General features: G+C 47.1%; 24 protein-coding genes. 3 read left to right on the forward strand and 21 right to left on the reverse strand.

All coding sequences use genetic code 11. The features are described 5' to 3' along the window. Positions 1-22: 22 nt before the first annotated feature. Genes MKX80_RS19145 through hprK form a run of 5 tightly spaced genes read right to left on the reverse strand, consistent with a single transcriptional unit; the run spans position 23 to position 3,903 of the window. Positions 23-541: an acyltransferase gene (locus tag MKX80_RS19145; RefSeq protein ID WP_154994165.1), complete on the reverse strand. Its 519-nt coding sequence runs from the start codon at positions 539-541 to the stop codon at positions 23-25. Beyond that, a complete protein-coding gene (gene ppaX, locus MKX80_RS19150) occupies positions 538-1,185 on the reverse strand; it encodes a pyrophosphatase PpaX (protein ID WP_003185617.1) in 648 nt (215 codons plus the stop codon). The genes MKX80_RS19145 and ppaX overlap by 4 nt, the downstream gene beginning before the upstream one ends. Beyond that, entirely contained in the window at positions 1,175-2,122 is a 948-nt protein-coding gene (locus MKX80_RS19155; protein ID WP_154994164.1) for a nucleoside recognition domain-containing protein, read from the reverse strand. Before MKX80_RS19155 ends, ppaX begins: the two co-directional genes overlap by 11 nt. Positions 2,123-2,146: 24 nt before the next feature. Then, on the reverse strand, positions 2,147-2,959 hold the full coding sequence (gene lgt / locus MKX80_RS19160; protein ID WP_154994162.1) for a prolipoprotein diacylglyceryl transferase: 813 nt from the start codon (positions 2,957-2,959) through the stop codon (positions 2,147-2,149). Between the two features lie 11 nt (positions 2,960-2,970). Next, positions 2,971-3,903 (reverse strand): HPr(Ser) kinase/phosphatase, encoded by a 933-nt coding sequence (hprK, locus tag MKX80_RS19165; RefSeq protein ID WP_043926653.1) that lies wholly within the window; start codon positions 3,901-3,903, stop codon positions 2,971-2,973. Between the two features lie 181 nt (positions 3,904-4,084). Between hprK and MKX80_RS19170 the strand changes: the two genes are divergently transcribed. After that, complete coding sequence (locus MKX80_RS19170; RefSeq protein WP_154994160.1) at positions 4,085-4,564, forward strand: MarR family transcriptional regulator; 480 nt, start codon at positions 4,085-4,087, stop codon at positions 4,562-4,564. Between the two features lie 139 nt (positions 4,565-4,703). Continuing rightward, complete coding sequence (locus MKX80_RS19175; protein WP_182069998.1) at positions 4,704-6,263, forward strand: MFS transporter; 1,560 nt, start codon at positions 4,704-4,706, stop codon at positions 6,261-6,263. Positions 6,264-6,279: 16 nt separating this feature from the next. On the opposite strand, the gene MKX80_RS19180 is transcribed toward MKX80_RS19175, so the two are convergent. The 5 genes from MKX80_RS19180 to MKX80_RS19200 all read right to left on the reverse strand — a co-directional run bounded on the left by MKX80_RS19180 (position 6,280) and on the right by MKX80_RS19200 (position 12,399). Continuing rightward, complete coding sequence (locus tag MKX80_RS19180) at positions 6,280-10,293, reverse strand: metallophosphoesterase (RefSeq protein ID WP_268342830.1); 4,014 nt, start codon at positions 10,291-10,293, stop codon at positions 6,280-6,282. A gap of 98 nt (positions 10,294-10,391) precedes the next feature. After that, on the reverse strand, positions 10,392-10,751 hold the full coding sequence (locus MKX80_RS19185; protein ID WP_182069996.1) for a phage holin family protein: 360 nt from the start codon (positions 10,749-10,751) through the stop codon (positions 10,392-10,394). After that, positions 10,748-10,948: a PspC domain-containing protein gene (locus MKX80_RS19190; RefSeq protein WP_145651223.1), complete on the reverse strand. Its 201-nt coding sequence runs from the start codon at positions 10,946-10,948 to the stop codon at positions 10,748-10,750. The genes MKX80_RS19185 and MKX80_RS19190 overlap by 4 nt, the downstream gene beginning before the upstream one ends. Positions 10,949-10,952: 4 nt before the next feature. Next, positions 10,953-12,047, reverse strand: a complete 1,095-nt coding sequence (locus MKX80_RS19195) for a DUF4097 domain-containing protein (protein ID WP_154994628.1) — start codon at positions 12,045-12,047, stop codon at positions 10,953-10,955. Positions 12,048-12,072: 25 nt separating this feature from the next. Next, positions 12,073-12,399, reverse strand: a complete 327-nt coding sequence (locus MKX80_RS19200; RefSeq protein WP_043926660.1) for a DUF4870 domain-containing protein — start codon at positions 12,397-12,399, stop codon at positions 12,073-12,075. Positions 12,400-12,613: 214 nt separating this feature from the next. On the opposite strand from MKX80_RS19200, the gene MKX80_RS19205 reads away from it, so the two are divergent. After that, complete coding sequence (locus MKX80_RS19205; RefSeq protein WP_268310644.1) at positions 12,614-12,844, forward strand: hypothetical protein; 231 nt, start codon at positions 12,614-12,616, stop codon at positions 12,842-12,844. Here the strand turns inward: MKX80_RS19205 and MKX80_RS19210 are convergent. The 11 genes from MKX80_RS19210 to MKX80_RS19260 all read right to left on the reverse strand — a co-directional run bounded on the left by MKX80_RS19210 (position 12,841) and on the right by MKX80_RS19260 (position 25,444). Continuing rightward, positions 12,841-12,990, reverse strand: a complete 150-nt coding sequence (locus tag MKX80_RS19210) for a glyoxalase (protein WP_326086552.1) — start codon at positions 12,988-12,990, stop codon at positions 12,841-12,843. The two genes, MKX80_RS19205 and MKX80_RS19210, sit on opposite strands and share 4 nt — an antisense overlap. A 4-nt stretch (positions 12,991-12,994) precedes the next feature. Continuing rightward, positions 12,995-13,231 carry a VOC family protein gene (locus tag MKX80_RS19215; protein ID WP_326086555.1) on the reverse strand — a complete coding sequence of 79 codons (237 nt, stop codon included), beginning with the start codon at positions 13,229-13,231 and terminating at the stop codon, positions 12,995-12,997. 142 nt (positions 13,232-13,373) lie between these two features. Then, the gene (gene uvrA, locus MKX80_RS19220) at positions 13,374-16,247 is read right to left on the reverse strand and encodes an excinuclease ABC subunit UvrA (protein ID WP_234112327.1); all 2,874 of its coding nucleotides are present in this window, start codon (positions 16,245-16,247) and stop codon (positions 13,374-13,376) included. A gap of 7 nt (positions 16,248-16,254) precedes the next feature. Beyond that, positions 16,255-18,240, reverse strand: coding sequence for an excinuclease ABC subunit UvrB (gene uvrB / locus MKX80_RS19225; RefSeq protein ID WP_154994620.1), 1,986 nt, complete (start codon positions 18,238-18,240; stop codon positions 16,255-16,257). A gap of 182 nt (positions 18,241-18,422) precedes the next feature. After that, positions 18,423-18,656 carry a CsbA family protein gene (locus tag MKX80_RS19230; protein WP_043926665.1) on the reverse strand — a complete coding sequence of 78 codons (234 nt, stop codon included), beginning with the start codon at positions 18,654-18,656 and terminating at the stop codon, positions 18,423-18,425. 118 nt (positions 18,657-18,774) lie between these two features. Continuing rightward, the gene (locus MKX80_RS19235) at positions 18,775-19,068 is read right to left on the reverse strand and encodes a DUF5316 domain-containing protein (RefSeq protein WP_154997361.1); all 294 of its coding nucleotides are present in this window, start codon (positions 19,066-19,068) and stop codon (positions 18,775-18,777) included. Between the two features lie 123 nt (positions 19,069-19,191). Beyond that, positions 19,192-20,403: a PDZ domain-containing protein gene (locus tag MKX80_RS19240; protein WP_182071115.1), complete on the reverse strand. Its 1,212-nt coding sequence runs from the start codon at positions 20,401-20,403 to the stop codon at positions 19,192-19,194. A gap of 297 nt (positions 20,404-20,700) precedes the next feature. After that, on the reverse strand, positions 20,701-21,054 hold the full coding sequence (swrA, locus tag MKX80_RS19245; RefSeq protein WP_003185659.1) for a swarming motility protein SwrAA: 354 nt from the start codon (positions 21,052-21,054) through the stop codon (positions 20,701-20,703). Positions 21,055-21,406: 352 nt separating this feature from the next. Then, positions 21,407-22,846: a S41 family peptidase gene (locus tag MKX80_RS19250; protein WP_154997355.1), complete on the reverse strand. Its 1,440-nt coding sequence runs from the start codon at positions 22,844-22,846 to the stop codon at positions 21,407-21,409. Positions 22,847-22,978: 132 nt separating this feature from the next. Continuing rightward, on the reverse strand, positions 22,979-24,037 hold the full coding sequence (locus tag MKX80_RS19255; protein ID WP_216929787.1) for a tartrate dehydrogenase: 1,059 nt from the start codon (positions 24,035-24,037) through the stop codon (positions 22,979-22,981). A 156-nt stretch (positions 24,038-24,193) separates the two neighbouring features. Continuing rightward, positions 24,194-25,444: a M23 family metallopeptidase gene (locus MKX80_RS19260; protein ID WP_216929789.1), complete on the reverse strand. Its 1,251-nt coding sequence runs from the start codon at positions 25,442-25,444 to the stop codon at positions 24,194-24,196. Positions 25,445-25,517: the final 73 nt, after the last annotated feature.

Genomic DNA, 25,517 nt, shown 5'->3' on the forward strand with positions numbered 1-25,517 from the left:
TGCAAATAAAAGCCCCCGCTCTTTATTTAGCGGGGGGCTCCAATCTTTTTTCCATTTCTTCTTTTGTATAGATCAGCTGCATCGGATTGCCGCCGACAAAAGCGCCCGGAGGCACATCTTTATGAACGAGCGTACCGGCAGAAATGACTGCGCCGTCTCCGATTTCGACGCCTGGAAGGATCGTCGTATTGGCTCCGATCATGACTTCATCGCCGATGATAACCTCGCCGAGCCGATATTCTTTTATTAAATACTCGTGCGCCAAAATGGTCGTATTATAGCCGATCACGGTGTTTCGCCCGACTGAGATTTTTTCAGGAAACATGATATCCGGCATGACCATTAAAGCAAATGAACATTTCTCTCCGATTTTCATCCGCAAAAACGTCCGGTACATCCAGTTTTTCATTCCAAGAAACGGCGTATAGCGCGCCGCCTGAATGATGATAAAGTTTTTGACCACTTTAAAAAACGGAACAGTCTGATAGATGTGCCATAAGGAATTAGCGCCGGACACCGGGTAGCGCTTCGTCTTTCTCAAACTTTCTCCACTCCAAGAATGTGAAGGAGATCGCTCATTTGCTGAAGCATAAAATCAGGCTCGTGTTTGGCCAGGCTTTCTTCTCCTTTAATCGTCCATGCAACGCCTGCTGTTTTCGTTCCGGCATTCTTCCCGGCTAAAATATCGTGGTAATTATCACCGATCATGATGGCTTCTTCCGGACGGCTGCCAAGCTTGGAAAGGGCAAGCAAAACAGGCTCGGGATCAGGCTTCGGCCGCTCGACGTCATCCAGCGTCACAACCGTCTCGAAAAAGGCATCAAGCCCCGTCAGTTTAAGCCCCATGATGACGGTGTCCCGCAGCTTTGTCGTGACGATGCCGAGCTTATACCCTTCTTCCGCAAGGCGTTCAAGCGTCTCGTAAACCGTCTCATACTCGGTTACCAGTTCATCATGCATCTGATGATTAAATGTCCGGTACATGGTGATCATTTCTTCAGCCTTATCCTTTTGAATGCTTGAGAACGTTTCATAAAGGGAAGGTCCGATGAAAGCAAGGACATCCTCCCGTTTATAGCGTCCCGGTGCATAATGATCGAGCGTGTGCAAAAATGAGGCGATAATCAGCTCATTTGTATTGATGAGCGTTCCATCCAAATCAAATAAAACCGTATTAACTTTCATACAAAGCTTCCTTTCTGCGAACGGAATAACCCGGCTTTCTCCAGATGCGCGATATCGCGATCGTCAGCAGAATCGCGGTTATAAGCCTGATCAATAAAAGAGGCCAGACCGGAATGCCGAGCGGGATAAATACGAGTGTGTCTTCAACAACCGCGTGGCAGGCGACGAGAAAAATAAAAGCAAGCGTTACATCCCTTTTGCTGACGCCGTCTTCTTCGACCGCTTTGATCATAACACCGGCCCCGTATGCAAGGCCGATCGTCAGCCCGGCAACCATCGTCATTGAAGTGTTCTCTTTCATTCCGAGCATTCTCGTCAGCGGTGCAAACCACCTTGAAAAAGTATTCAGCCAGCCGAGGTCTCTCATATATTGAATGATGATCATCAGCGGTATCACGATGGCTGCAAGCTGAAGGACACCAAGACCCGCCTTGGTCACGGCTTCAAGCGCAATTTCAAACCAGCCGGAAGGCGCAGCGCTTTTCGCTGAGATCAAGCCGTATTTGGCCGCATCCTGCCCGCCATGCCAGACAAGATTGATGATAATGGCCGAAAAAACAGCGAGACCGATGCGCACCAGTAAAATAAGCCATATTTTAATTCCGACCCTTGAAGCAACGGTCGATTCGATAATTAAATTGTGGCAAAACGACAGCATCACCGCTAAAATAAACACTTCTTTAACCGACAGATCAAGCGTTAAAATCCCTGCAATTCCGGCATACAAGTTCAGCATGTTGCCGAGCACAAGCGGTATCGCCGCTTCCCCTGATAACCCGAAAATTCCCATCGCCGGCGTGATCAGCTTGATCAACCAGTCCATCACCGGTGTATGCTGCAGCAGGCTGACAATCAGCGTGACAGGAAAAATCACTTTTCCGAGCGTCCACGTCGTTTTCAGCCCCGCTACAGCACCGGCTTTTAAAGTTCCCTTCATTGCTGTCTCCCCTTTGTAAAATCGCTACATCTCCTGATAACGTTTAATCTCTCTGCCTTTGAAACGTCTGTAGGCTATCAGCGCAGCCGCACAGAGGATCAGTACGATCGAAATAACCTGTGCGATGCGAAGGTTCTCCGTCAGCATCAGGCTGTCAGTTCTTAGCCCTTCGATAAAGTAGCGTCCCATCGAATACCAAATGACGTAGATTAAGAACAGCTCGCCTCTCTTTAAATTCGCTTTTCTTAAAAGAAGCAGAACGACGACTCCCGTGAAGCTCCACAGTGATTCATACAAAAAGGTAGGCTGGTAGTACTGTCCGTCAATATACATTTGATTAATGATAAAATCAGGCAGGTGGAGGTTTTCTAAAAACGCTCTTGACACCGCCTCACCGTGCGCTTCCTGGTTCATAAAGTTTCCCCAGCGGCCGATTGCCTGACCCAGCAGGATGCTTGGAGCAGCGATATCAGCCAGCTTCCAAAACGAAAGCCCTTTGACCTTCGCATAAATGATACCCGTCAGCACGGCGCCGATCAGTCCGCCGTGGATCGCAAGGCCGCCGTTCCATATTTGAATAATCTGGTCCGGATGTTCACTGTAATAACCCCATTGAAAAATGACATAGTATGCCCTTGCACATAAAATCGCAATCGGGATCGCAAAAAGCACCAAATCGACAAAGGTGTCCTTATGCAGTCCCCTCCGTTCGCCTTCCCTGACCGCCAGCCACAAGCCCAGCAAAGCGCCAAGGCCGATGATAATGCCGTACCAATGGACAGCGATCGGCCCCAGGTGAAAAGCAATCGGATTTAAAGGTTCAATCGTTTCATTCATATTGTCAGCTCCTATTCTTCAAGCTCACCATCTTCAATCACATCCGCAAGCTTATGAGTAAATTGCTCCGCGGCATTCAGCCCCATTCTCTTCAGTCTGAAGTTCATTGCGGCTACTTCGATGATGACGGCAAGATTTCTTCCCGGACGAACCGGAATTGTCAGCTTCGGAACGTCTGTATCAATAATTTTCATTGTGTCTTCTTCAAGCCCTAAGCGGTCATACTGCTTTCCTTGCTCCCAAAGCTCCAGGCTCATCACAAGGGTAATCCGCTTAAAGCTTCTGACCGCCCCCGCGCCAAATAACGTCATGACATTGATAATGCCAAGGCCTCTGATTTCTAGGAGATGCTCAATTAATTCAGGCGCGCTTCCGATCAATGTATCCTGGTCTTCCTGTCTGATCTCAACGCAGTCATCAGCCACAAGACGATGGCCTCTTTTGACAAGCTCCAAAGCCGTTTCGCTTTTTCCAACGCCGCTCTTTCCGATAATCAGCACCCCGACGCCGTAAACGTCGACGAGGACGCCGTGAATCGCAGTTGTCGGAGCCAGCTGGCTTTCAAGAAAATTTGTCAGACGGCTTGTCAGGCGCGTCGTCTTCAGCGGGGAACGAAGCACAGGCACGCCGTTTTCTTCGGAAGCCTCCACGAGTTCAGGCGGAATCGGCAAATCACGGGAAAGGATGATCGCCGGTGTAATTTCCGTGCATAACGACAGCATCCGCTGCTTTTTTTCTTCCTCTGGAAGCTTTTCAAAAAAGGTAATCTCGGTCTTCCCCAGCAGCTGAACCCTCTCTTTAGGGTAGTATGTAAAATAACCAGCCATTTCAAGGCCCGGTCTTGATAAATCGCTCATCGTAATCGGGCGGTTGATCCCTTCTTCTCCGCTGATGAGCTCAAGCTTAAATTTATCCATCACATCTTTTGTTCGAACTTTCGGCACGATTGATGCACCCTCCTCTTCTCAGATGAAGAACTAGACATTCAGCTTTATTCTATCACTTTCAAAATGAACCTAAAACATTTTTTGAAAATGGCGCCTTGACACTTCGATGAAGTGCTTTCTTTCAAAGCGAAAAATCAGTAGTATGTAAAGAGGAACGTGAAAAGGAAGTGAAGAACCGTTGAAATACAATATTCATGATACAACCGTGCTGAACGAAGACATTTTGACCCCGGAAGAGAAAGAGACATGGGTTCTTTATATGAAAGTGCTGACCGCTGCCGGCTTGGGGGATGTCTCCGAATGGATGAAGCTCGATCTCAGCATGCCGCAAATGAAGGTTTTAATGCTTCTGAACAACCACGGCACATTGAAAGTCTCCGAAATTGCCGAAAAAATGGGAGCTTCCCTTTCGAATATGACCGGACTGCTCAGCCGCCTTGAACAGGCGAACTTCATCAAAAGAACACATTCAGAGCAAGACCGGCGAACGATTGTTGTTGAATTAACCGAAGATGCGAAGGGGATTTTTCGAAGCCTTTACAAAAAAGGGCACGAAAAGCTCAAAAAAGCGCTGCTGAAGCTGAATGAACAGGAAAAAATCAAAGTGAATGAAGGCCTTACAATTCTTGAAAAAGCGTTAAAAGCTGACGATGAATAGACAAGCTGCCCGGAAACCGGCGCAGCTTTTTTTGTTGAAAAATTTCTTTTGACAAAACGTGTTTTTTTATGGATGATTAAAATAGTTCATTCAAAGTGAATTATTTATTTTGAGTTAATGAAAAAGGAGGATAAATGGTGTGAACCAAAAGTGGGCCGTATTATTGTTTACGATCGGCGTGTTTATGGCTGCTTTAGACAACGGCATCATTTCAGCCGCACTGACAACAATCAACGATTCCTTTCAAGTATCCCCCTCATGGGGAGCATGGGGCATCACGCTTTATACGCTCGGTTTGGCAGTGAGCGTTCCGATCGTCGGAAAGCTGTCTGACCGGTACGGGCGCAAAAAACTGTTTATTATCGAGGTCTTGCTGTTTGGCATCGGTTCGCTGCTGGTTGCATTGAGCCAAAACTTCCCGATGTTCTTATTGGCAAGGCTGATTCAATCGCTTGGCGGCGGCGGAATTTTTATTATCGGAAGCTCGCATATTCTCACTGCGCTGCCTAAAGAAAAACAGGGAACCGCACTTGGGCTTTTAGGTGCGATGAACGGAATCGCGGCAGTGCTCGGTCCGAATATCGGCAGCTTTATTTTAGATATGACTGGAAGCTGGCACTGGCTGTTTTTGATCAACCTTCCGATTGCCGCAGCGCTGATCATCCTCAGCGTTCCATTGATGAAGGAAACAAAAGGCGGAACACAGAAGCCGCTCGATCTGGCCGGAACAGTGCTGTTGTCTCTTGCGATTTTAGCTGTCATGTACGGAATAACAAATATTAATGGACAGAACCTGTCTGCCGTCCTGTCCGATCCAAAGGTTTACTTTTTTCTTCTGATCGGCTGCGCGCTTTTTGCGGGACTCATTTTTTACGAAAAACGCATAGAGCTGAAGGGCGGCGACCCGATACTTGCCTACAGCTTATTAAAAAACAAGGTGTTTCAATGGACGCTTTTTATCGGATTTTTATCCGGCGGACTCTTGGCAGCTGTTATTTTTATTCCTGCATATGCGGAACAATATTTGCATGTCGCTCCTGAAAAAGCGGGGTACTGGATGACGCCTCTGGCACTGGCTTCAGGGATAGGAGCGGGGCTCGGCGGAATCATCGCCGACCGAAAAGGACCGGTAAAGGCGGCATGGCTCTCGGGAGTCATTTCGTTCGCCGGGTTTTTACTCTTATCCGTCTGGGTGACAGAGAAGTGGGAATTTGTTTTGGCAAGCATCATCGCAGGGGTCGGTTTTGGTTTTCTGTTAGGCGCGCCGTTAAATATGCTTGTATCCGAGACAGCAAAACAGGATTACGGGACAGCCCTCGGTACATTATCACTCGTCAGGCAGATGGGGATGACCTTGGCGCCCGCACTGTATGCAGGATATATAACGGCCGGCTATGAAAATATCGGCACACTTATCAAACATAAGCTGAATGATGCAGGGATGCCGATCAAGGGGTTTACAGGCGGTGAGACGGACGTATCGCGTCTGAACGAATCACTCAGCCAAATTCCCGACCCGAAAGTGAAAGATATCATAAGCGAAGCGATCCATGAAAGTGTGGGAGCGGGGTTTTTCAACCTCTACTTTACTGCCGCCGTCCTTTCACTTGCCGTCATCGCTTCTGTCAGCGTTTTATCGCTTTACAGAAAAAAACAAACCGACACGGCAACCCGTCTGGAAAAAGACGTGACAAACTAAAAAGCATTTGCTCCCCTTAGGAAAACAAATGCTTTTTACGTTCGCAAATGAAAACCGCCGCCAGCCAAAAGCCGATTTCAACAATTGGGATGTTTTTTTCAGCTGACGGCTCAAGTGTCCCTTGCTTTAAAATCATGCCGGCCGGCGGGGGGCTCCCCGACAATTGCCGCCGGGCTGAGCCCGCCCCGGCTGTTTGATCTATTAAAAAGGATTTCATACCGTCATCTTTTGTCGTCAATTTCCAAATCTGAGACCTGCTTTTGCCGCCGTATTGATCAGAAGCTGCGGCATACCAGAAATAGGTTGTATTCGGCTGTAAATCCTTCCATATCACTGAAGCTGTCTTTCCGCTTTTCACCGTTTTCGCTTTTCCAATCTCCTTGTTTGAAAAGACATTCAGCTCAAAATAATCGGTTTTAACCTTTTTCTTCCGCGGTTTCAGATCCGTTTTGATGTTGAACTCGTCTTTCGGGCCGAATTGGTGCGGATCATAAAAATTATAGTCGTCAAGATATGGCGAATACGTTTTGACATGGATCGTGTCATGCTTCGGATCCGCATGGAGAATTCGTAAATAACCTTGGCCTCCTTCAGGACCGCCCTGATAGTCGGCAAGCATTTGATAAACCTTGCGATCCGCTTTGCCGTCCCCGTCATCATCAAGCTTGTCGATTTTTAAGTTTGAGCTGTGATAGTGACCGCTTAACACGGCGATCACATTCGGATTCCGCTTGATGATCTGTTCAAATATTTTCTCCCCGATTGGACTTCTGGTTCCGCTGACAAGCAAAAACTCGTGAAATGACAAAATCGCTTTTCGGTCGGGATGGCGTTTCAGAACATCATCTATCCACTGCAGTTCTTTTTTTCCGATTCCCCACCCCATCGACACCATGATATAGTCGTTGCCCCCGCTGGAAATGAGGTCGTAATGGCCTTTGTTATTCTGATAAGACCCGCCGTAATGCGGTTTTTGTTTAAAACGTCTTTCCCCGAAGTACTTACCGAATTTCAAATAAGAGCGGTCTTTATGGCTGACATCGTGATTGCCCGCCAGCACGCCGTATGGAACTTGATTGTCGTCGAGAACTTTCATGAACTGGTCGGCGCGCTTCCATTGCAGCGGCTGATCCGCTTCATCCACAAGATCCCCCGTATGAAAGACGTACTGAATGTTCAGCTTGTCCTTTTGTTCTGCGATCCACTTGACTTGACGTTCAAAAATGTGCGGATAGCTTTCCGAATAATATTGCGTATCAGACATCCACACAAATGTATAGTCATTTTGCGAAAGCTGAATTTGATCCTGAATGATGATGCTCGCCTTGGATTGGCGAATATAATCGGCAGCTTTGATGCTTCCTTTGAGGGTAAAAGGTTTGTCATCCTTTGCAACATGGAATGTCAGCGTCTCCCATCTCTTGCTGGTCCAATTCCAGGCGAACATGGAGACTTTTCTGCCGGGAAGTGAACTCCCGCGCCACAGCACTTCCACCTTGTCGTTCGGCCCCGTATTTTCATCCACTTTTACATCAAAGCGATGGTACGGAAACTTTGTTGTTGACGAGGTTTCAAAACCTTTACCGTCAAGTGCGGACATGCCGCTGCGCTCTTCTTTTGTCAGCGCCTTTTCCCCCCTGACCGCAAAGCTTTGCGGAGGTTCCGTCCCGCTTTCGTTCGCTGACACATCAATATGCTCTTCGTCTTTTACTGTGTACTGAAATCCCTGATGAAATGACACTTTCATCTTATCTTTTGTCGGGTCCTTGACGCGGACAGCCAGCTTAGCATGTGTGCTGCCGGGTGCATTTTTGACCCGGGCGGGCTTGTCCGGCTTTTCCTCTTTAATATAAAATGCCTTTTTCACGATTGACAGGTTGCCGGCGCTGTCCTCCGCTTTTATTTTCAACTCGTGCTTTCCCGCATCCAGGCCGGCAGAAGATACGAGATAGGGAAGCGCAATCTTTTTGCCGTCAAGAAAGGCTTTTATGCTTTTCATCCCGCTCCATTTATCGTGTGCGGCCGCATTGATCTCAAACGACCCTTTATATGTCCTGCCGTCTTCTAATGACGTCTTGATCTCAGGACCTGTGTTATCGACCGTCACCCTGCGGATGAGCCTTTCTTCGCCATTCTCCGCTTCAACGATGTGCTGCCCTTCATCCCAGGCGCGTGTATGCCATTGACTGGCGAGCGATGCAAACTTGGCTTCCGGAATCGAAAAATGGAATTCATACCATTCATGTGCCCCAGGGCCGTCACCGGCCGGAAGCTCGGCTTTCGGATCGTCGTACCGCTCATCGCGGATGATGGTCCCATCCGCTAGTATGAGGCGGGGATTCTTGAGGACAAAATCATCCCTGTTTTCTTCTGCAGTTTGTTCAAATGGTGTTGATTTCGTGCCTGAACGAACTTTAATCGCAAACGGCTTTCCTTTTTTAAATTCCTCCGGAGAAACCGGGACCGTGATTGTCGCATACCGGCGGCGCGAATCGTCAAAAACTTTTTGAATCCTCTTGCCGATCGTTACAGCATTTTTAAAATACAGATTCGTTTGATTGACATCGAAAGCAAAGTAGGCTTTTTTTTCAAGCGCCGGTTCACCTTCCTTTTGTTCAATCCCGTCAATACGAATTGTCGTTTCAGAAGGCGGCTTTTCTGATGTGGCTTTCAGCAGCATTTTTCCGGAAACGGTTCCGCCTTCGCTTACATTCAGCCTGAGTCCCTTCAAAATGCGCTGTTCGAGCGGTATCGTTTTCTTTTCAGTCGCCGTAACATTTGATCCATCACCTGCCCGCATATAGTACTCCACTTTTTCTTTGCCAATGAGTTCGGCAAAATAGATATTGTGGCGGTACAGGCCGTCATTGCGGCTTTTTTCAACACGGACTTCAGTAAACGGCTCATCATCATTCATGCGGTAGAAAAACTGCGCCTGTTTCACTTGCCGATTGTCTTTCATATCGGCTAAGAGCTGGATCGTTTCACCTGGTTTTACCGCTTGATGATCCGTCATATCATGGATCTCCGGTTTTTCTCTATCCGGCATAACCGTCACCGTCTGTGAAGGAACCTGCGCCTTCAGAAGCGAACCAGGCGACGGTTTTTCTTCCCCGGCCGATATGATTTTCATATGCTTCGTTCCGTCCAGCGGATATCGATAAAGAAGCGCTTTATTTTTAGCGACATCTGTTTTATCCTGCTCGCTTTGATAACGGGCGGATGCGACCTCTTCCCCGCTGTTTGTGCAGATGATCACTTCCCTCGGCCCGGTATTCGCCATGCCGCTCCCTTTGAGAACAGATAGCGATTTCCCTTTACGAAGGTGAACACCGTAATGCTGATTGAAATCCTCTTCTGTCAAATGCCCGTTTGAGCGGTTTTTTACCCAAAACACGTGTGTTTGGCCGGAAGGAATCGTCACATCATCGTGTTCAAAAGGCCAGATGGCATCTGATTCCTTGCCCTTTTCGGGATGTCTGTATTTGATTTTGTAGCTGTTCAGATGAACAGCTTTATTGGTATTGTTATAAACTTCAATAAATTCATAGCCGTCTTTTGCACCGATGTTTGACGTGTCGACAACCATTTCCGTGATCAGCAGCTCCGGAAGCTTTTGTGTATCCGTACGCATGCCTTTCAGGGCGACAGTATACACATCGGTCTTCACAGAGAAATCACCGGCTTGAGCTTCAATGTAATACTGGACTTTGTCGGATGCTATGGATTCGCTTTCCAATTTGGCAATATAGCCGTTCTGTTTGCCCGGCTCTACTTCCATCGGAATCGCCCGATACGGCAATTCGGCATGCTGCTTGTAATACAGAATGACCGTGTCGGCGGCCGCAGCATGCGCGGAAAAATATAAGTCGTCTCCTTTTTTCACCTGTTCAACAGGAGTATGCCTGATGACCGGTGAACGAGGCTGAATATGTTCTTTTCCCGATGCGGACGAAAGCGGCATCTGCAAGGCAAAAAGTAAAACTGCGGCCAACAACAAAAGGGTTTGGCGATTTCTGTACTTTTTCATCGTCTACCTCCCTTTCGTATTTTGCCTTTACAGATCATTTTTATGAAAGAGACATTCGGACAAAAAAAAAGAAGCCTGATGATTCATCAGACTTCAGCTTATTTTTTGGACATCGGTTCGATAATTGCTTTTTGAATGAGCAAGTGGAAAACCGACAGGACAATCGACGCAAAAATGGCTGTCCCAAAGCCGTCCAGGTCAAAACTGTCCCCCATAATGGATGCCGTCATATAAAGAGTGATCGCATTGATGATAAACAAAAATAAACCTAACGTAATCACTGTGACAGGCAGCGTCAAAATCACCAGCACCGGCTTCACAAACATATTTAAGATGGATAAAATCAAGCTTGCCGTAATGGCTGCCCCGATGCTTCTGACGTGAACCGCATCAAAGTAACCGGCAATGACGATTAATAATAAGGCATTGACAAGAACGTTTATGATCCATCGTATCATCTGTCGACTTCCCCTTCATTCGGTACTAGGAATACCCAGACTATATATATCAGCAGGACGGGAAATCCGGTCGAAAATATAAATAATAGAACCGTAATGATTCTCAGCAATGACGCATCCATATTTAAATATTCAGCAAGACCCCCGACGACCCCGGCAATCTTTCTGTCTGTTTCGGATCGAAATAGCCTTTTCATTGTATCACTCCTGTGTATGATTTAAATGGATCGATCCTGTCTTCGATTCCAAAAACACGGTCATGCTATAATCATGATTTTGATTTGCTTTTAGATACATTTCTTTCTGGATTGTCTCGTTTTTTTCTTTTAAAATTTCCGCATCTGACAGATCATGAGACAGAGAACCGAGATTGCTTTTCAGCTCCGCTGTTACAGCGCAGTCCCGGGGAACATTCAACTCTACGCTTCCCGTCGTTGTTTTCACATATGCCGTCCGGCAGTGCGAATTTTTGACTGTTGCAGCGATATTGCCGTTAAAACTCTGCAGGTCAAGCGCCTCGCATGAACCTTTAAGATCGATCAATCCATTGATGGTTTCCGCTTCAATCTCTCCGCAAGTATGGTCGGTGAGTTTGATTTGTCCATTCGCAGTTTCCAATGAAGCTTTTCCTGCCGTGAGAGCAGAGAACGACAGCACACCGTTCGTCGTTTTGGCGGACAGCTCTTTTACGTTTAAATGTTCCCCTCTGACCGGGCCGTTAAACAGCTTAAAGCGGATTTTGCCGTACTCTTTGTCCGGTATATAGACGGTAAGGTTGGTCTTCATTGTTTTTTTCTCCGTACGGATCGTGAACTTATCGCCTTCCACACCGCAGTCGATATGCTGGAGAAAAGCCTGCCTTGCTTCATCCTGATTTTCGGCCCGGTACACTTTTGCCTGGCATTCGACTCTGATGTCGGAATCGCTCCATGGTACAAGGTTGACGCTGCCGTTGGCAAGCTGAATATCAAGAGTCGAAAAATCGGTGTCTTTGAACTGGAATATATGCTGGACATCGAACGAATGCCCGAAGTTCAAATCCAAGTCTGCTTCTTTTACTTTTTTTACAGCGGTATCAATCCATTCGAACAGTTTGGAACCGATCGAAGGCTTCGGTTCTTTTTTCTTTTCGCTGTAGAAGTCCTCCGAATCAATGACATCCTCAGACAGAGCTGTCACCTTGCTCTCGGTTTCCCTGTAGTCTTCTTCAAGTTTTTCGATCAGGATCAGCGCCTCTTTCGCAGACAGCTTTCCTTCCTCGACCAATTTTAAAATTCGCTCTTTCTCCTGTTTCATGAAAAGCTCCCCCGTTCTCCTTCTTTTAGGCCTGAGTCAGCATTTTAATCCCTTGAACAACGTTCCAGACCACAATAATCAAACTGATGATCCCGAAAAAAACGAAACCTCCGATCATGAAAATGACCGCCAAATAACCGCCATCATTAAAGATAAGCGTACCGCTGATCGCGCCTGCTGCCAATATGACTACGCTTATAAACGGAATAATATGCGAAATAAGCGAACGCATCGCATGCTTTTTTGTTTCTTGATCATCTGTTATAAAATACGCAGCGATTGGCAAAATAAGCGGGGCAAAAAAAACACTAAAATAACAAATTGCTGAAATCAGCGCGTTGTTTCTCGTCATACGTAACACTCCTTATCGATGTAAACCGTTCTTGTAAGTCTAATGTACAGTGACCTTATACTCAGTTTACGTGTATCATGGCCTTTAGGTTTCATTTTCATTCGATCGGCGTGCGTCAAACTTCGCGAATTGATTTTTTTAGATTTTATGAATAGATTCTTTTTTTATAACCCTTTAAAATATGTGGCAAAGCCAATGAAAAGGAGCGAGCGTTATGAAACAGAAATCGGAAGTATACGTCTCATCCGCCTCCCAGCTTCTTAGTCTGATTCAGGAACAAAAAAGGATGAATCAGGAGATCGTGAACCGATTGGAAGCGATCAATTCCGCTCCTCCGCTTTCCAGCGAAATCCGCTATTTAAAGGTTCTGCTGAACAGCAGCAGCACTCACATTTTAAACAGTATGATTGAAGCGACCAAACACATCAGCCGGACTGAACGTTAATCGTTCTGGCGAAGTTCGTTTGATATTTCAAGCAGATTTCCGTCGGGATCTCTGATATAAACCGAAATAATCGGCCCTTCAGCGCCCGTACGCTCTGCGGGGCCTTCTTCAATCTTAATGGACAGCCCCTCCAAATGACGAATCACATCATCAATGCCTGTATTTGTGATGAAACACAGGTCTAGGGAGCCGGGCACGGTGCTGTGCTTTCGGCTCAAATTCTTTTCCGGCTTCGTGGAGGTTTATTTTTTGCCTGCCGAATGCCAGCGCTTTTCTTCCTTCTCGAAAAGTGACCGTGTCCATCCCCAGCACACGGCTGTAAAATTCACATGTCGCATCAATGTCTTTTACCGTCAGGACCAGATGATCCATGCGATCGATCTTCATCACCCCATCCCCCTTTATTGTTTGTTTTTTTACGTTATAACAGCTATTGAGTAAAAGAGCAATGAAAATCTTTTGAACGAAGCTTGCCGCTGATCATTCGGCCATTGAAAAAGCTGCCGATGTGACATCGGCAGCATGTTTTTTACGGTTTGACAGCTTCTTTTTCTTGAAGCCGCTTCTTCATTCTGTTTTTGTCGCGTTCAATGATCGGTTTTAAATAGCGGCCGGTATATGACCCTTCGACTTTCATGACTTCTTCGGGAGGTCCTGCAGCCACGATCATCCCACCGCCGTCTCCGCCTTCAGGACCCAAGTCGATCAAATAATCAGCTGCTTTTATAATATCGAGATTGTGTTCGATCACAAGCACTGTATCTCCGTTATCGACCAGGCGCTGAAGAACGGCCAGAAGCCTTGCGATATCATCGACATGCAGTCCTGTCGTCGGCTCGTCCAAAATATAAAGGGATCTTCCCGTTGAACGGCGATGAAGTTCAGATGCCAATTTGACCCGCTGCGCTTCTCCCCCGGAAAGCGTTGTAGCCGGCTGTCCGAGCGTAATATAGCCAAGACCGACATCATAGAGGGTCTGCAGCTTGCGCTTGATTTTCGGGATGTTCTCAAAAAATTGAACGGCATTCTCGACCGTCATCTCAAGCACGTCAGAAATATTTTTACCTTTGTACATGACTTGAAGCGTTTCACGGTTGTATCTCTTACCATGGCAAACCTCACAAGGAACATATACATCGGGCAGGAAGTGCATTTCGATTTTGATAATTCCGTCGCCTTTGCAGGCCTCACAGCGTCCGCCTTTGACGTTAAAGCTGAAGCGCCCTTTCTTGTATCCTCTGACTTTCGCTTCATTCGTCTGGGCAAACACGTCGCGGATATCATCGAACACACCGGTATATGTGGCCGGGTTTGACCTCGGCGTCCGGCCGATCGGAGACTGGTCGATGTCGATCACTTTATCGAGGTGCTCGATGCCTTTTATTTCTTTGAACTCTCCCGGTTTTGCCTTCGCCCGATGCAGTTTCTGAGCCAGCGTTTTGTGGAGAATTTCATTGACGAGCGTGCTTTTCCCTGATCCCGATACTCCGGTAACAGCTGTGAACACGCCGAGCGGAAACTTCACGGAAACATTTTTCAAGTTGTTTTCCTTTGCTCCTTTTACCTCGATAAAACGGTTGTCAGGCTTCCTTCTCTCGGCAGGAAGAGGAATGAATTTTTTCCCTGAGAGGTACTGCCCTGTCAACGATTGATCATCGTTCATCACTTCTTCCGGTGTTCCGGCGGAGATCACTTCTCCCCCGTGTACGCCCGCGCCGGGTCCGATATCGATTAAATAATCGGCAGCAAGCATCGTATCTTCATCATGCTCGACCACGATCAATGTGTTTCCGATATCCCTCATATTTTTGAGCGTCTCAATCAGACGGTCGTTATCGCGCTGATGAAGACCGATTGACGGCTCATCAAGGATATAGAGGACACCGGTCAGCCTTGAGCCAATTTGCGTTGCAAGCCTGATCCGCTGCGCTTCTCCCCCCGACAGAGTGCCGGCTGCGCGGCTGAGCGTCAAATAGTCAAGCCCGACATTATTCAAAAATCCGAGCCGCTCTTCAATCTCCCGTAAAATGAGGTTGGCGATCTTCATGTCTTTTTCCGAAAGTTCAAGTTCACGGAAAAATTGAAGGGCGTTAGAAACCGACATTTCGGTTATCTTACCGATGTGAAGGCCGTTTATCAGCACGGCAAGGGATTCCTTTTTCAGACGGTAGCCTTTGCATGAAGGGCACGGCTGATTGGCCATATATTTTTCCATCAGTTCACGAACGTAATCCGAGCTGGTTTCTTTATAGCGCCTTTCGATATTGCGGATGACGCCTTCGAACTCAATGTAGTTTTCCCGGACTTGTCCGAAGTCGTTTTCATATTTGAAATAAATCTGCTCGCCTCCGCTGCCGTAGAGGATTTTTTCAAGGTGATGCTTCGGCAGCTCTCTGACCGGAACATCCATATCGATTCCATAGTGGCTGCATACCGCTTCAAGCAGCTTCGGATAGTATTGGGAGCTCTGCGGTTCCCAAGGTGCAATCGCATTCTCCTTTAACGACAGCTCATCGTTTGGAATGACGAGCTCTACATCGACTTCCAGCTTGGACCCGAGGCCGTCGCAGCTCGGACACGCGCCGAACGGGCTGTTGAAAGAGAACATTCTCGGCTCCAGTTCACCGATTGAAAAACCGCAGTGCGGGCAGGCATGATGTTCGCTGAAAAGCAGCTCTTCCTGTCCGATCACATCGATGATCACCCGGCCTTCGCCGAGGCGGAGCGCCGTTTCGAGCGAGTCTGTGAGACGAGCGGTTACGCCTTCTTTTATGACGATGCGGTCGACGACGACTTCGATCGAATGCTTTTTATTCTTTTCGAGCTCGATGTCCTCTGAAAGGTCGTTCATTTCGCCGTCGATCCGGACTCTTACATAGCCTTGCTTTCTGATTTGATCGAGCACTTTCACATGCGAACCTTTTCTTCCAGAGACGATTGGCGCGAGCACCTGGAGCTTCGTGCGCTCGGGATATTCCAAAATTCTGTCCGTCATCTGTTCGATCGTTTGCGAGGTAATTTCAATGCCGTGAACCGGGCAAACCGGCTTTCCGATTCTGGCAAACAGCAGCCGGAGATAATCATAGATTTCCGTCACCGTTCCGACTGTCGATCGGGGGTTCCGGCTCGTTGTTTTCTGATCGATGCTGATCGCCGGCGACAGGCCTTCGATCGCATCGACGTCGGGTTTGTCCATCTGTCCTAAAAACTGGCGGGCATATGCGGAGAGAGACTCGACATAGCGCCGTTGCCCTTCTGCATATATCGTATCGAACGCAAGGGATGATTTCCCTGATCCCGAAAGACCTGTCAGCACGACAAGCTGATCCCTCGGAATAGAGACATCGATATTTTTCAGATTGTGGGCCCTTGCACCTTTCACCTCAATTCGTTTCGTTGCCATTCTCTATTCATCCTTCCGATTTTAACTCTAGGAGCAAGTCGCGAAGCTCAGCGGCACGTTCAAAGTCAAGCGCTTTTGCGGCTTCCTTCATGTCGCTTTCCATTTGAGCGATCACTTTTTCCCGCTCTTTCTTCGTCATCTTCGAAAGCTTCGACTCCTCTTTCACTTGATATTCTTCCTGTTCTTCAGCAGCATGAGTTGCCCGGATGACGTCTCTGATCTTTTTGTTGATCGTTTTCGGCGTAATGCCGTGTTTCTCATTATAGGCCTCCTGCTGTTCGCGGCGGCGCTTCGTTTCATTGATTGCGATTTCCATCGAGTTGGTGATTTTGTCGGCATACATGATTACGCGGCCTTCGGCATTTCTGGCGGCGCGGCCGATCGTTTGGATGAGCGAACGCTCAGAACGCAAAAAGCCTTCTTTGTCTGCGTCAAGGATGGCGACAAGTGAAACCTCCGGAATATCGAGTCCTTCCCTCAGCAGGTTGATGCCGACGAGAACGTCATGCTTGCCGAGACGAAGATCGCGGATGATCTCGATTCGCTCCAGCGTTTTAATCTCAGAATGGAGGTACGTGACCTTGATTCCGATTTCCTTCAGATAATCCGTCAAATCCTCGGACATTTTTTTCGTCAGCGTAGTGACGAGGACGCGTTCATTCCGCTCGATTCTCTGCTGGATTTCACCGATCAGATCATCAATCTGCCCTTCAATCGGCCTCACTTCAATGATCGGATCGAGCAGCCCTGTCGGTCGGATGATCTGCTCTACCATTTCAGGCGTATGCTCAAGTTCATAAGGCCCCGGCGTAGCCGACACATACACGATGTTGTGAATGTGCTTTTCAAACTCTTCAAACCTGAGCGGACGGTTATCCAAAGCGGAAGGAAGCCTGAATCCGTGATCGACGAGAACTTGTTTTCTCGCCTGGTCTCCGTTGTACATTCCTCTGATCTGCGGCATGGTGACATGCGACTCATCTATGACCAGCAGGAAATCATCCGGAAAGTAATCGAGCAGCGTATATGGAGTCGATCCTGCCGGACGAAGCGTCAAATGTCTTGAATAGTTTTCGATGCCCGAGCAAAAGCCCATTTCGCGCATCATTTCCAAATCGTATCTCGTTCGCTGCTCCAGACGCTGCGCTTCAAGGAGCTTGCCTTCTTCACGAAGCGCTTTGAGGCGCTCTTCCAGCTCCTCTTCAATGTTTATGATCGCTTTCTTCATCTTTTCTTCGCGTGTGACGAAGTGGGAAGCCGGGAAGATCGCGACGTGTTCCCTCTCCCCTAAAATTTCGCCTGTCAGGGCATCCACTTCTCTGATCCGTTCGATTTCGTCCCCGAAAAATTCAACCCGGATGCAGTGCTCATCCCTTGAAGCCGGAAAGATCTCGACGACATCGCCGCGCACCCTGAATGTTCCGCGCTGAAAGTCGATATCATTCCGCGCATATTGGATGTCAACGAGCTTTCTGAGCAGCTCATTGCGCTCGATTTCCATTTCCGTTCTGAGCGAAAGCACCAGTTCCCTGTATTCCTCCGGAGAACCCAAGCCGTAAATACAAGAGACACTCGCCACAATGATGACATCTTTGCGTTCAAAAAGAGCAGACGTGGCAGAGTGCCTTAATTTATCAATCTCATCGTTAATGCTGGCATCTTTTTCGATAAATGTATCAGTCTGGGGCACGTAAGCCTCAGGCTGGTAATAGTCATAATAGCTGACGAAATATTCGACTGCGTTGTTGGGGAAAAATTCTTTAAACTCGCTGTACAGCTGCCCGGCGAGCGTTTTGTTGTGGGCGATCACAAGAGTCGGTTTGTTGACTTCTTTAATCACGTTTGACATCGTAAACGTCTTTCCTGTACCGGTTGCCCCTAAAAGCGTCTGATGCTTTCTGCCTTCATTAATTCCTTTGACAAGCTGATCAATCGCTTTCGGCTGATCCCCCTGGGGCTGATAATTCGAGACTAATTCAAAGCGGTCTTTCACAAAAAAGCCTCCGTTTCTTTACGAAATCTTCCTGTTTATTATTTTAACACACCCGAAGCAAAAATACGAACTAAAGTTCGGTTTTTGTGTTTTTCCACAAAAGCCGGCCATTCCTGATCTATCAAAAAACCCCTCCTTTTTGGCATCAAAAGCAGGGCTTCACGGCAATCATCCTTACGGTTCTATGAGTCTTCCTTCTTTTCGCCCACCTTTTTCGCCACATAGAGCGAACCGGCCACGAGCGAGGCGATATCAAGTCCTACAATAAAAAAGGTTTCCGTATAACCTTTTAAATATGAAGCGAACAACAGCGCTGCAGTGAGCGCAATCCCGACGTAATGGTTATAGGTCACCCTTGTAAAAAACAAGACAAGCAAGAAAGGAAATATCAGTGCAAAAACGGCTTTTGTAAACACAAAAACCCTCCTCACGTTTCTTGATCTTATTCGATTATATTAAAGAACAAAGAAACGGACAAACATGGACACTCATTCATTTTGTCCATCATCATGCCGCGTTATTCGGAATCAGACGTTAAAAGGCGAAAAAGAACGAGATTCCGGCAGCCAGGAGGTTCGGCATCGCAAAAATGGCGAGCACGTTTGCCAGCTTGCCGTTCCAATCCCTGTGCTCTTTCGTTTCCGAATCGTGATTTCCCCTGAAACGGTCACCGCTGACAAATACGCCCGAACATAAAGCAGACAACAGAATTGCGCCTAGGCCGGCGGCTCCTGAAACTTTGAAAATCAACGTCCAATCTCCGGCCGCAGCCGAAACCAATACGGCAATCAAACAAATGAAAGCTCCGGCGAGAAAAGCCTTTTTCATCAATCATTCTCCTTCAATCAGTTCTATCCATCATCCTAGCGGAACGTTTTGTAAAAGACAACCAAAAAGTTTCGCACAAGGCAAAAGCAAAAGCGCCTGAAAGCGGCGCTTTTTTAAAATCAATTATTCTGTTTCCGCTGAGGCTGCTGCCTCGGCATGCTTCATCACCGCATCCTCTTCTTTTACAAAGATGATGCCGAGCTCATGATGCTCCCCTTCATATGAAGCTCTTTGTTCAAAACGAATTTCATTGTTTAAACCGACGACTTCAAGTTTGAAGAAAGCCCGGTTCTTCTGAAGCGCTTCGTAGAAGTCCGCAGCATTTTTCACTTCAATCCCGTTGACCTTCGTGATGATTTCGCCAATCTTGAGACCGAGACCGGCTGCCGGCGTGTTCGGAATAATCCCGAGGACCATCAGCCCCTGGTCTCTCTTTGAAAAATGGAAAGGGGCGGAATTGTCGTTCATCCGCTGTTTCCAGGATAAAAAGGCTCTTCCTGCGATCGCTGCTGCGGCTGCAAGAGCGGCAAGCGGCGTCCACCATACGCTTCCTGCCGCGATCAGCAGAATGATGATACCAAGCACGCTGATGCGCCTCGCTGTAATTTTAATGCTTTCAATCGGAAGCGATCCTTGAACCCTTTGCCCGAAGCCGATGAAATACGGAATCCACAGGAGCTCAAAGCCGCCGTTAAATGACAAAACGGGCCACCACGGAACCGATGATTCAATCGCATGTCCCGGAATGAGAATGAACAACGGCAGAAGCCAGGTTCTGCCCGCAATCTGCTGTCCGATTGGGAGCCCTCTTCTGCTCATGACGATTGCAGGGGAAGTTTTGATATGTGCCGTTTTGTAGACAAGCACTCCTTCCGCCACCAACAGAAGTCCGAGCAGAACGGCAGCAGCCGGCCAATTCGCGAGGGACAGCTGCGGCAGAAACGCGTCAAGCACTCCGAAACCGGTGTATTCAATACATAAACCGGCGACAATGCTAACGCCAAGCGTATACGCCGCTGACAGCAGACTCTGTCTGAAAGTTAAAGCTGCGACAACGCTGACCGCCGCTATTAAAACCAGCATGCCCACCGGGAGATACAGCCCTAAGCCGAACGAAACAATGGACAGCACGAGTCCTGCCAATAGTCCCTTGGAATATGTAAACTTGAACTCGTCATAAATATCTTCAATACGCGTATGGAATGTCTTTCTTTCACGTTTGATCCGGGCATAGCCGTAAGCAAGGCTCATGATCATCATAAAATAGAAGAGCGGGTGCAAAAAGAACAATCCTGCTCCTTTTAAAAGTTCAATTAAGCTTTCTTCAACAGACAAGGGAACGTTCACCGCCTCAGCCAAGCATTTCAGGCCGCCTTAAATACGACAGCTTTTTAACGTTGGATATTTTAGGGAATCCCAGCTTGTCTAAAGCGTCGGCACGAGGAAATGACGGGCGGCCGTTCAGGCGGGATGCCTGAGCCGTCAGCCGCAGAAACTTTCGTCATGATGCTTTAACGCCGGTGCTTTTCAAGCGCATTCGTGACGACAAATGCTGGCACCTTTAGGCAAGCTGGTGCATTTTATTATTATTCTAACAAATAATAAAATGCTTGGGTATGGTAAACGTGAGGTTTATTTCTCCTGGCTCATCCAAAGCGTTACATTCGACAAAGAAAAGTCTTTCAGGTAATGATTGACTTCGACATCAAGAATATCTCCTATCAGCTGCATTGACCGCTTGATATCGGTCAGATTGATGCCGAGCCGCTTGTGGTTGTCCATCAAGTAGTTGAAATAAAGTTCCGCGCAATCCTCATTGATATCCTCCACACTTTCGACCGAAGTGTAGTTCACGAGGTATCTGCTGAACAGCATAAGCAATCCTACTGCCTTTGTAGCGGAAAACGTAACGTCTTGTGATCGAACTTTTAACTGCTCCACTAATTCATAGTATTTTTTCTCTCTCACAATACTTGCCCTTTTCAATCGTGTACCCCCATTTATTATTTATATATAAGAAAAGCGCAAGCGTCAGACGACTCCACCAACAGAGACGAAGAACGCAAACAGCGCTAACATTCTCCGCAAAAAAAATGCACACATTATAATTCTTGAAAAAGCTTTGGTTCTATTTTAAAAAGTTTTCCTTTGTTATACAACTTGCAAAAGTTACATTTTTACTGCATCTTTACATCCTTATAAAGTCTCCCATACACTTATGTTATCGGGTCAATTCTATTCATTATGAATGTTTTTTTTATGAAAAAACAAAAATTTTAGGTAAAAAGATTGAGAATTTATTTTCCGAGAATAAAAAAAGTGAGGACATCCCATGCCCTCACTTTTTGTTAAACAGCACTTTTAATGCGGCTTGCAGCTGAAGGTCGTTCTTTTCTTTCATCTTTTTTTCTTCAATCCGCAGGTTCATTGTATTTGCCGTTTTTTGGTCAATGATCCCCGTTTGTTTCAGCTTGTTTTCTGCCTGAAACGCCATGACGGCTTTTTTTGTGCTTTCACTGTAATAGCCGTCTTCCCGGCCGGGGGCAAACCCGAGTCCTTTCAGCAGGAGCTGCGCCCGCTTAATTTCACTGTTGTTCATATCCGGCTTGAGGGGCTCCTTCAGCTGTACAGGCCCCACCGAGAAATATTCAGGCTGTGTAACTGGAACGGTCGGCTGAATTCCTTGCTTATGGATCCAATTTCCTTTAGGTGTCAGCCATTTGTACAGCGTCAGCTTAATATTGCTTCCGTCTCCCATCGGGACCGCCTGCTGGACGGTTCCCTTCCCAAAGGAAGGATCGCCAACCACGTGGTAGCCCTCGGCTTCTTTTAATGCACCTGCAAGAATTTCTGACGCCGAAGCGCTGCCCTTGTCCGTGATCACGCTCACAGGATATGGTTTTTTCTCTTTTAATTTCGAGAAATATTGTTTTTTATTTCCGTTTCTTTCGGCGATTTGTATATAAGGATGATCTTTTGTCACAAAATGTTTTAAAATGTCTTCCACGCTTTGCAAGTATCCGCCCGGATTTCCTCTTACATCCAAAACGAGCCCTTTTATTCCCTTTTTCTCAAGCTTTTTCAGTTCAGCAGTAAAATCTTTTGCCGTATGTTCGGAAAAGGAAGATATTGCGATATAGCCGACAGGTTTGTCCTGTACTTTTTTAATGGAAGCGAACACCGTTTCCAGCGGAATTTCATCGCGCTTAATCGTAAATGTCAGCTGGTCTTTCATGCCTGGTCGGTGAACTTTCAGCGTAACCGTTGATCCCTTTTTGCCCCTGATCTTTAATACGGCGTCATTCAAATCCATTCCGGCCATGGAATCCCCGTCGATGCTGATGATTTCATCGTTCGGCTTTAATCCGGCTTTCTCTGCCGGAGACTGTTTAAAAGGAGAGACGATAATGATTTTCCTGTCTTCCATTCCGATTTCTGCGCCGATTCCTTCAAAAGAGGAATCAAGGGAATCTGAAAACCGCTTTGCCGTCTGTTTATCCATATAAACCGAGTATGGGTCATTCAATGTTGAAAGCATGCCCTGTATGGCTCCTTCCAACAGCTTTTCCCTGTCGACCTGCTCCACATATTCATTTGAAATCAGGTCATATGCTTTCTCAAATTTCTCCAATTCGTTTCTAGCAGCGCTTTTGGCTGCAGCTTCTTCAGCCGCTGATGCTTTTGGAACGACATCATGAAACGGAATCGGGCCGGCGCCTGTTACCAAGCCGCATAACAGGCTGAGCGCAATGATCAGCCGTGCAATCTTCTGATTCATCCTATACCTCCTCTTCTGCCTGCACTATGTTTTGTTGCTTGATGTAGTATGCGCCAAAACCGCCCGTATCATGTAATCGATTTCCCATTGCACAGCAAAAAAAAAAGCTGCCGGAGTGCCGGCAGCTTTCGCTTATATGGTCCTCACGCGCTTGATGATTTCTTCTGTCACTTCATCCGTCGTACTTGAACCGCCGATATCAGGCGTTAAGCAGCCGCTCTTTAGAACATCTTCAATCACGTCAAGCAATCTTGCACCGAGTTCTTCTTCCCCAAAATGATCGAGCATCATTTTAGCCGTCCAAATTTGGCCGATCGGATTGGCAATTCCTTTGCCGATGATATCCGGAGCAGATCCGTGCACAGGCTCAAACATGGACGGATATTTGCCGTTTACATTGATATTAGCGGCCGGCGCCACACCTATGCTTCCCATAATCGCCGCCCCGATATCGGTCAAAATATCACCGAATAAGTTGCTGGCAACAATGACGTCAAGCTTCTCTGGCTTCGTTACAAAAAAGGCCGACAGGGCGTCAATGTGCTGCGAATCAGCGGTAATATCGGGGTAGTCTTTTGCAGTGTTCTCAAAGACTTCATCCCAAAAAGGCATTGAATAAACGATTCCGTTCGATTTTGTTGCGCTTGTAACATGCTTTTTCCGTTTAGCCGCCAACTCAAACGCAAAGCGCATCGCCCTCTCCGCCCCTTTTCTTGAAAAAACGGCATTTTGAATGGCGATTTCATCTTCCTCTCTGAAAATTCTGCCTCCGATCGAGCTGTATTCCCCTTCACTGTTTTCCCTGACGACAAGCAGATCGAAATCTTTTGGATTGGCCAGTGGAGACTTGATACCTTGCAAATATTTCGCAGGTCTAATGTTGATGACCTGTTCAAATTCGCGGCGGATTTTAATGAGCAGCCCCCATAGGGAAATATGGTCGGGGACAAGCTTGCTGTTTCCTACCGCCCCAAGGAAGATGCTGTCGAACTCTTTCAGCTGCTCCAAGCCGTCATCAGGCATCATTTCCCCGTGTTCCAAATAATACTCACAGCTGTATGGAAACTCCGTAAATCGAAATGAGAGTCCCCCGTGAACATCCGAAACCGCTTTCAAAACTCGTTGTGCAGCAGGCACGACTTCTTTTCCTACACCGTCACCGGGTATGCTGGCAATGTTGAATACTTTCATTGGATCATCCCCTATTCCAAATTGTCGACTGTCGACAGATGTCACTTTCATTCTATACCTTGTGTTATTTTCTGACAAGAATAAATTTTGGGAAAACCCAAATTTGAATGACAAAAAGCCGATTCGGTCCATTTCCGGACGAATCGGCTTTCATTTTTAAAGCGGTATATAATTGGCCGGGTCAACTGCATTGGATTTCGCGTTGTTCCAAAGGCCTTTATGAATTTCAAAGTGAAGATGCTGCCCGTAGGATTGGCCTGTATTTCCCATCGTTCCAATCACTTGTCCCTGTTCAACACGCTGGCCTGTCTGCACTTTAATTGAAGACATGTGAGCGTAGACCGTCTGATATGTTTGCCCGTTGATGTTATGGGTAATAAACACAACATTGCCGTAGCTGGACGAGTAATGGGCGTTATAGACCGTTCCAGAGGCTGCCGCATAAATCGGAACGCCTGAACCGCGCTTGGCAATATCTACACCGAAGTGATTCCCGAGCGAACGATTCCCGAACCCGGAAGTAAATGCGCCGGAAGCAGGGCGGATAAAGCCTGAGCTGCTTGGTGCCGACGGTTTAGATGAAGAGGCTTCCGATTGGCCGCTTGAAGCCCGGCGGCTCGCTTCCGCTTCCTGCTTTTTCCGATGCGCCTCTTCGGCTTTGATCGCTTCATTCTGACGCTTTAAAATTTCTGCTTCATTTTCAAGTGAACCAAGTTCTTCATGTGCGTGATCTTTATCTTGCTTCACTTTTTTCATGACGTTTGCTTTTTCTTTTTGCTGCTTGTCGAGCGTCTTTTTTAAATCTTCCAGGTCTTTAAGCGCTTTTTCAAGGCTTTCAAGGTCCTTGCTCAGCTTTGTTTCCTTTTCCTCAACAAGCTGAAGATCGCGCTTTTGTTCTTCCATCAGATCTTTATCAGCTTCAACAATTGTCGAAACCGCACCCGCGCGGCTGATGAAATCTCCAAAACTTTTCGAGCCGAGAAGCACGTCTATGTATTGAACGGAACCGCCGTTTTCCTGCATGGAGCGAACCCGGTCTTTCAATATTTTATTGCGTTTCTCAATCTTTTCTTTAAGTTTTTTGATTTGCTTTTTCAGCTCTTCGATGCTTTTCTTTGTTTGATCGATTTCTTCATTTTTCTTTTCCAGCTTTTCATTCGTGTCCGTCATCTGACGGTCGATTTTCTCGATCTCGCTTTTCAGGCTTGCTTCCTTTGATTCAAGCTCTGAAAGCTCCTGTTTCTTTTTTTCGAGCTTTGATTCGTTTTCAGATTTTTTGCTTTGAACGTCGCTCTTTTTTTTCTCCAAGTCTTCATAAGCTAAAGCATGGTTGCTTTTTAGGGGGATCAGCAATGCCGACGATCCGAGCACAGCGGTCAGCCCCAGCGTCATAAGCTTTTTTTTCAACCTTGGTTCCTCCTTGCCTTCAGAATCAAGGGAGCCCGGCGCTTTGCAGGCATCCCAGCTTTAAACATGATAC

It is taken from the genome of Bacillus sp. FSL K6-0972 (genome assembly GCF_037976035.1).
Classification (GTDB): Bacteria; Bacillota; Bacilli; order Bacillales; family Bacillaceae; genus Bacillus; species Bacillus haynesii.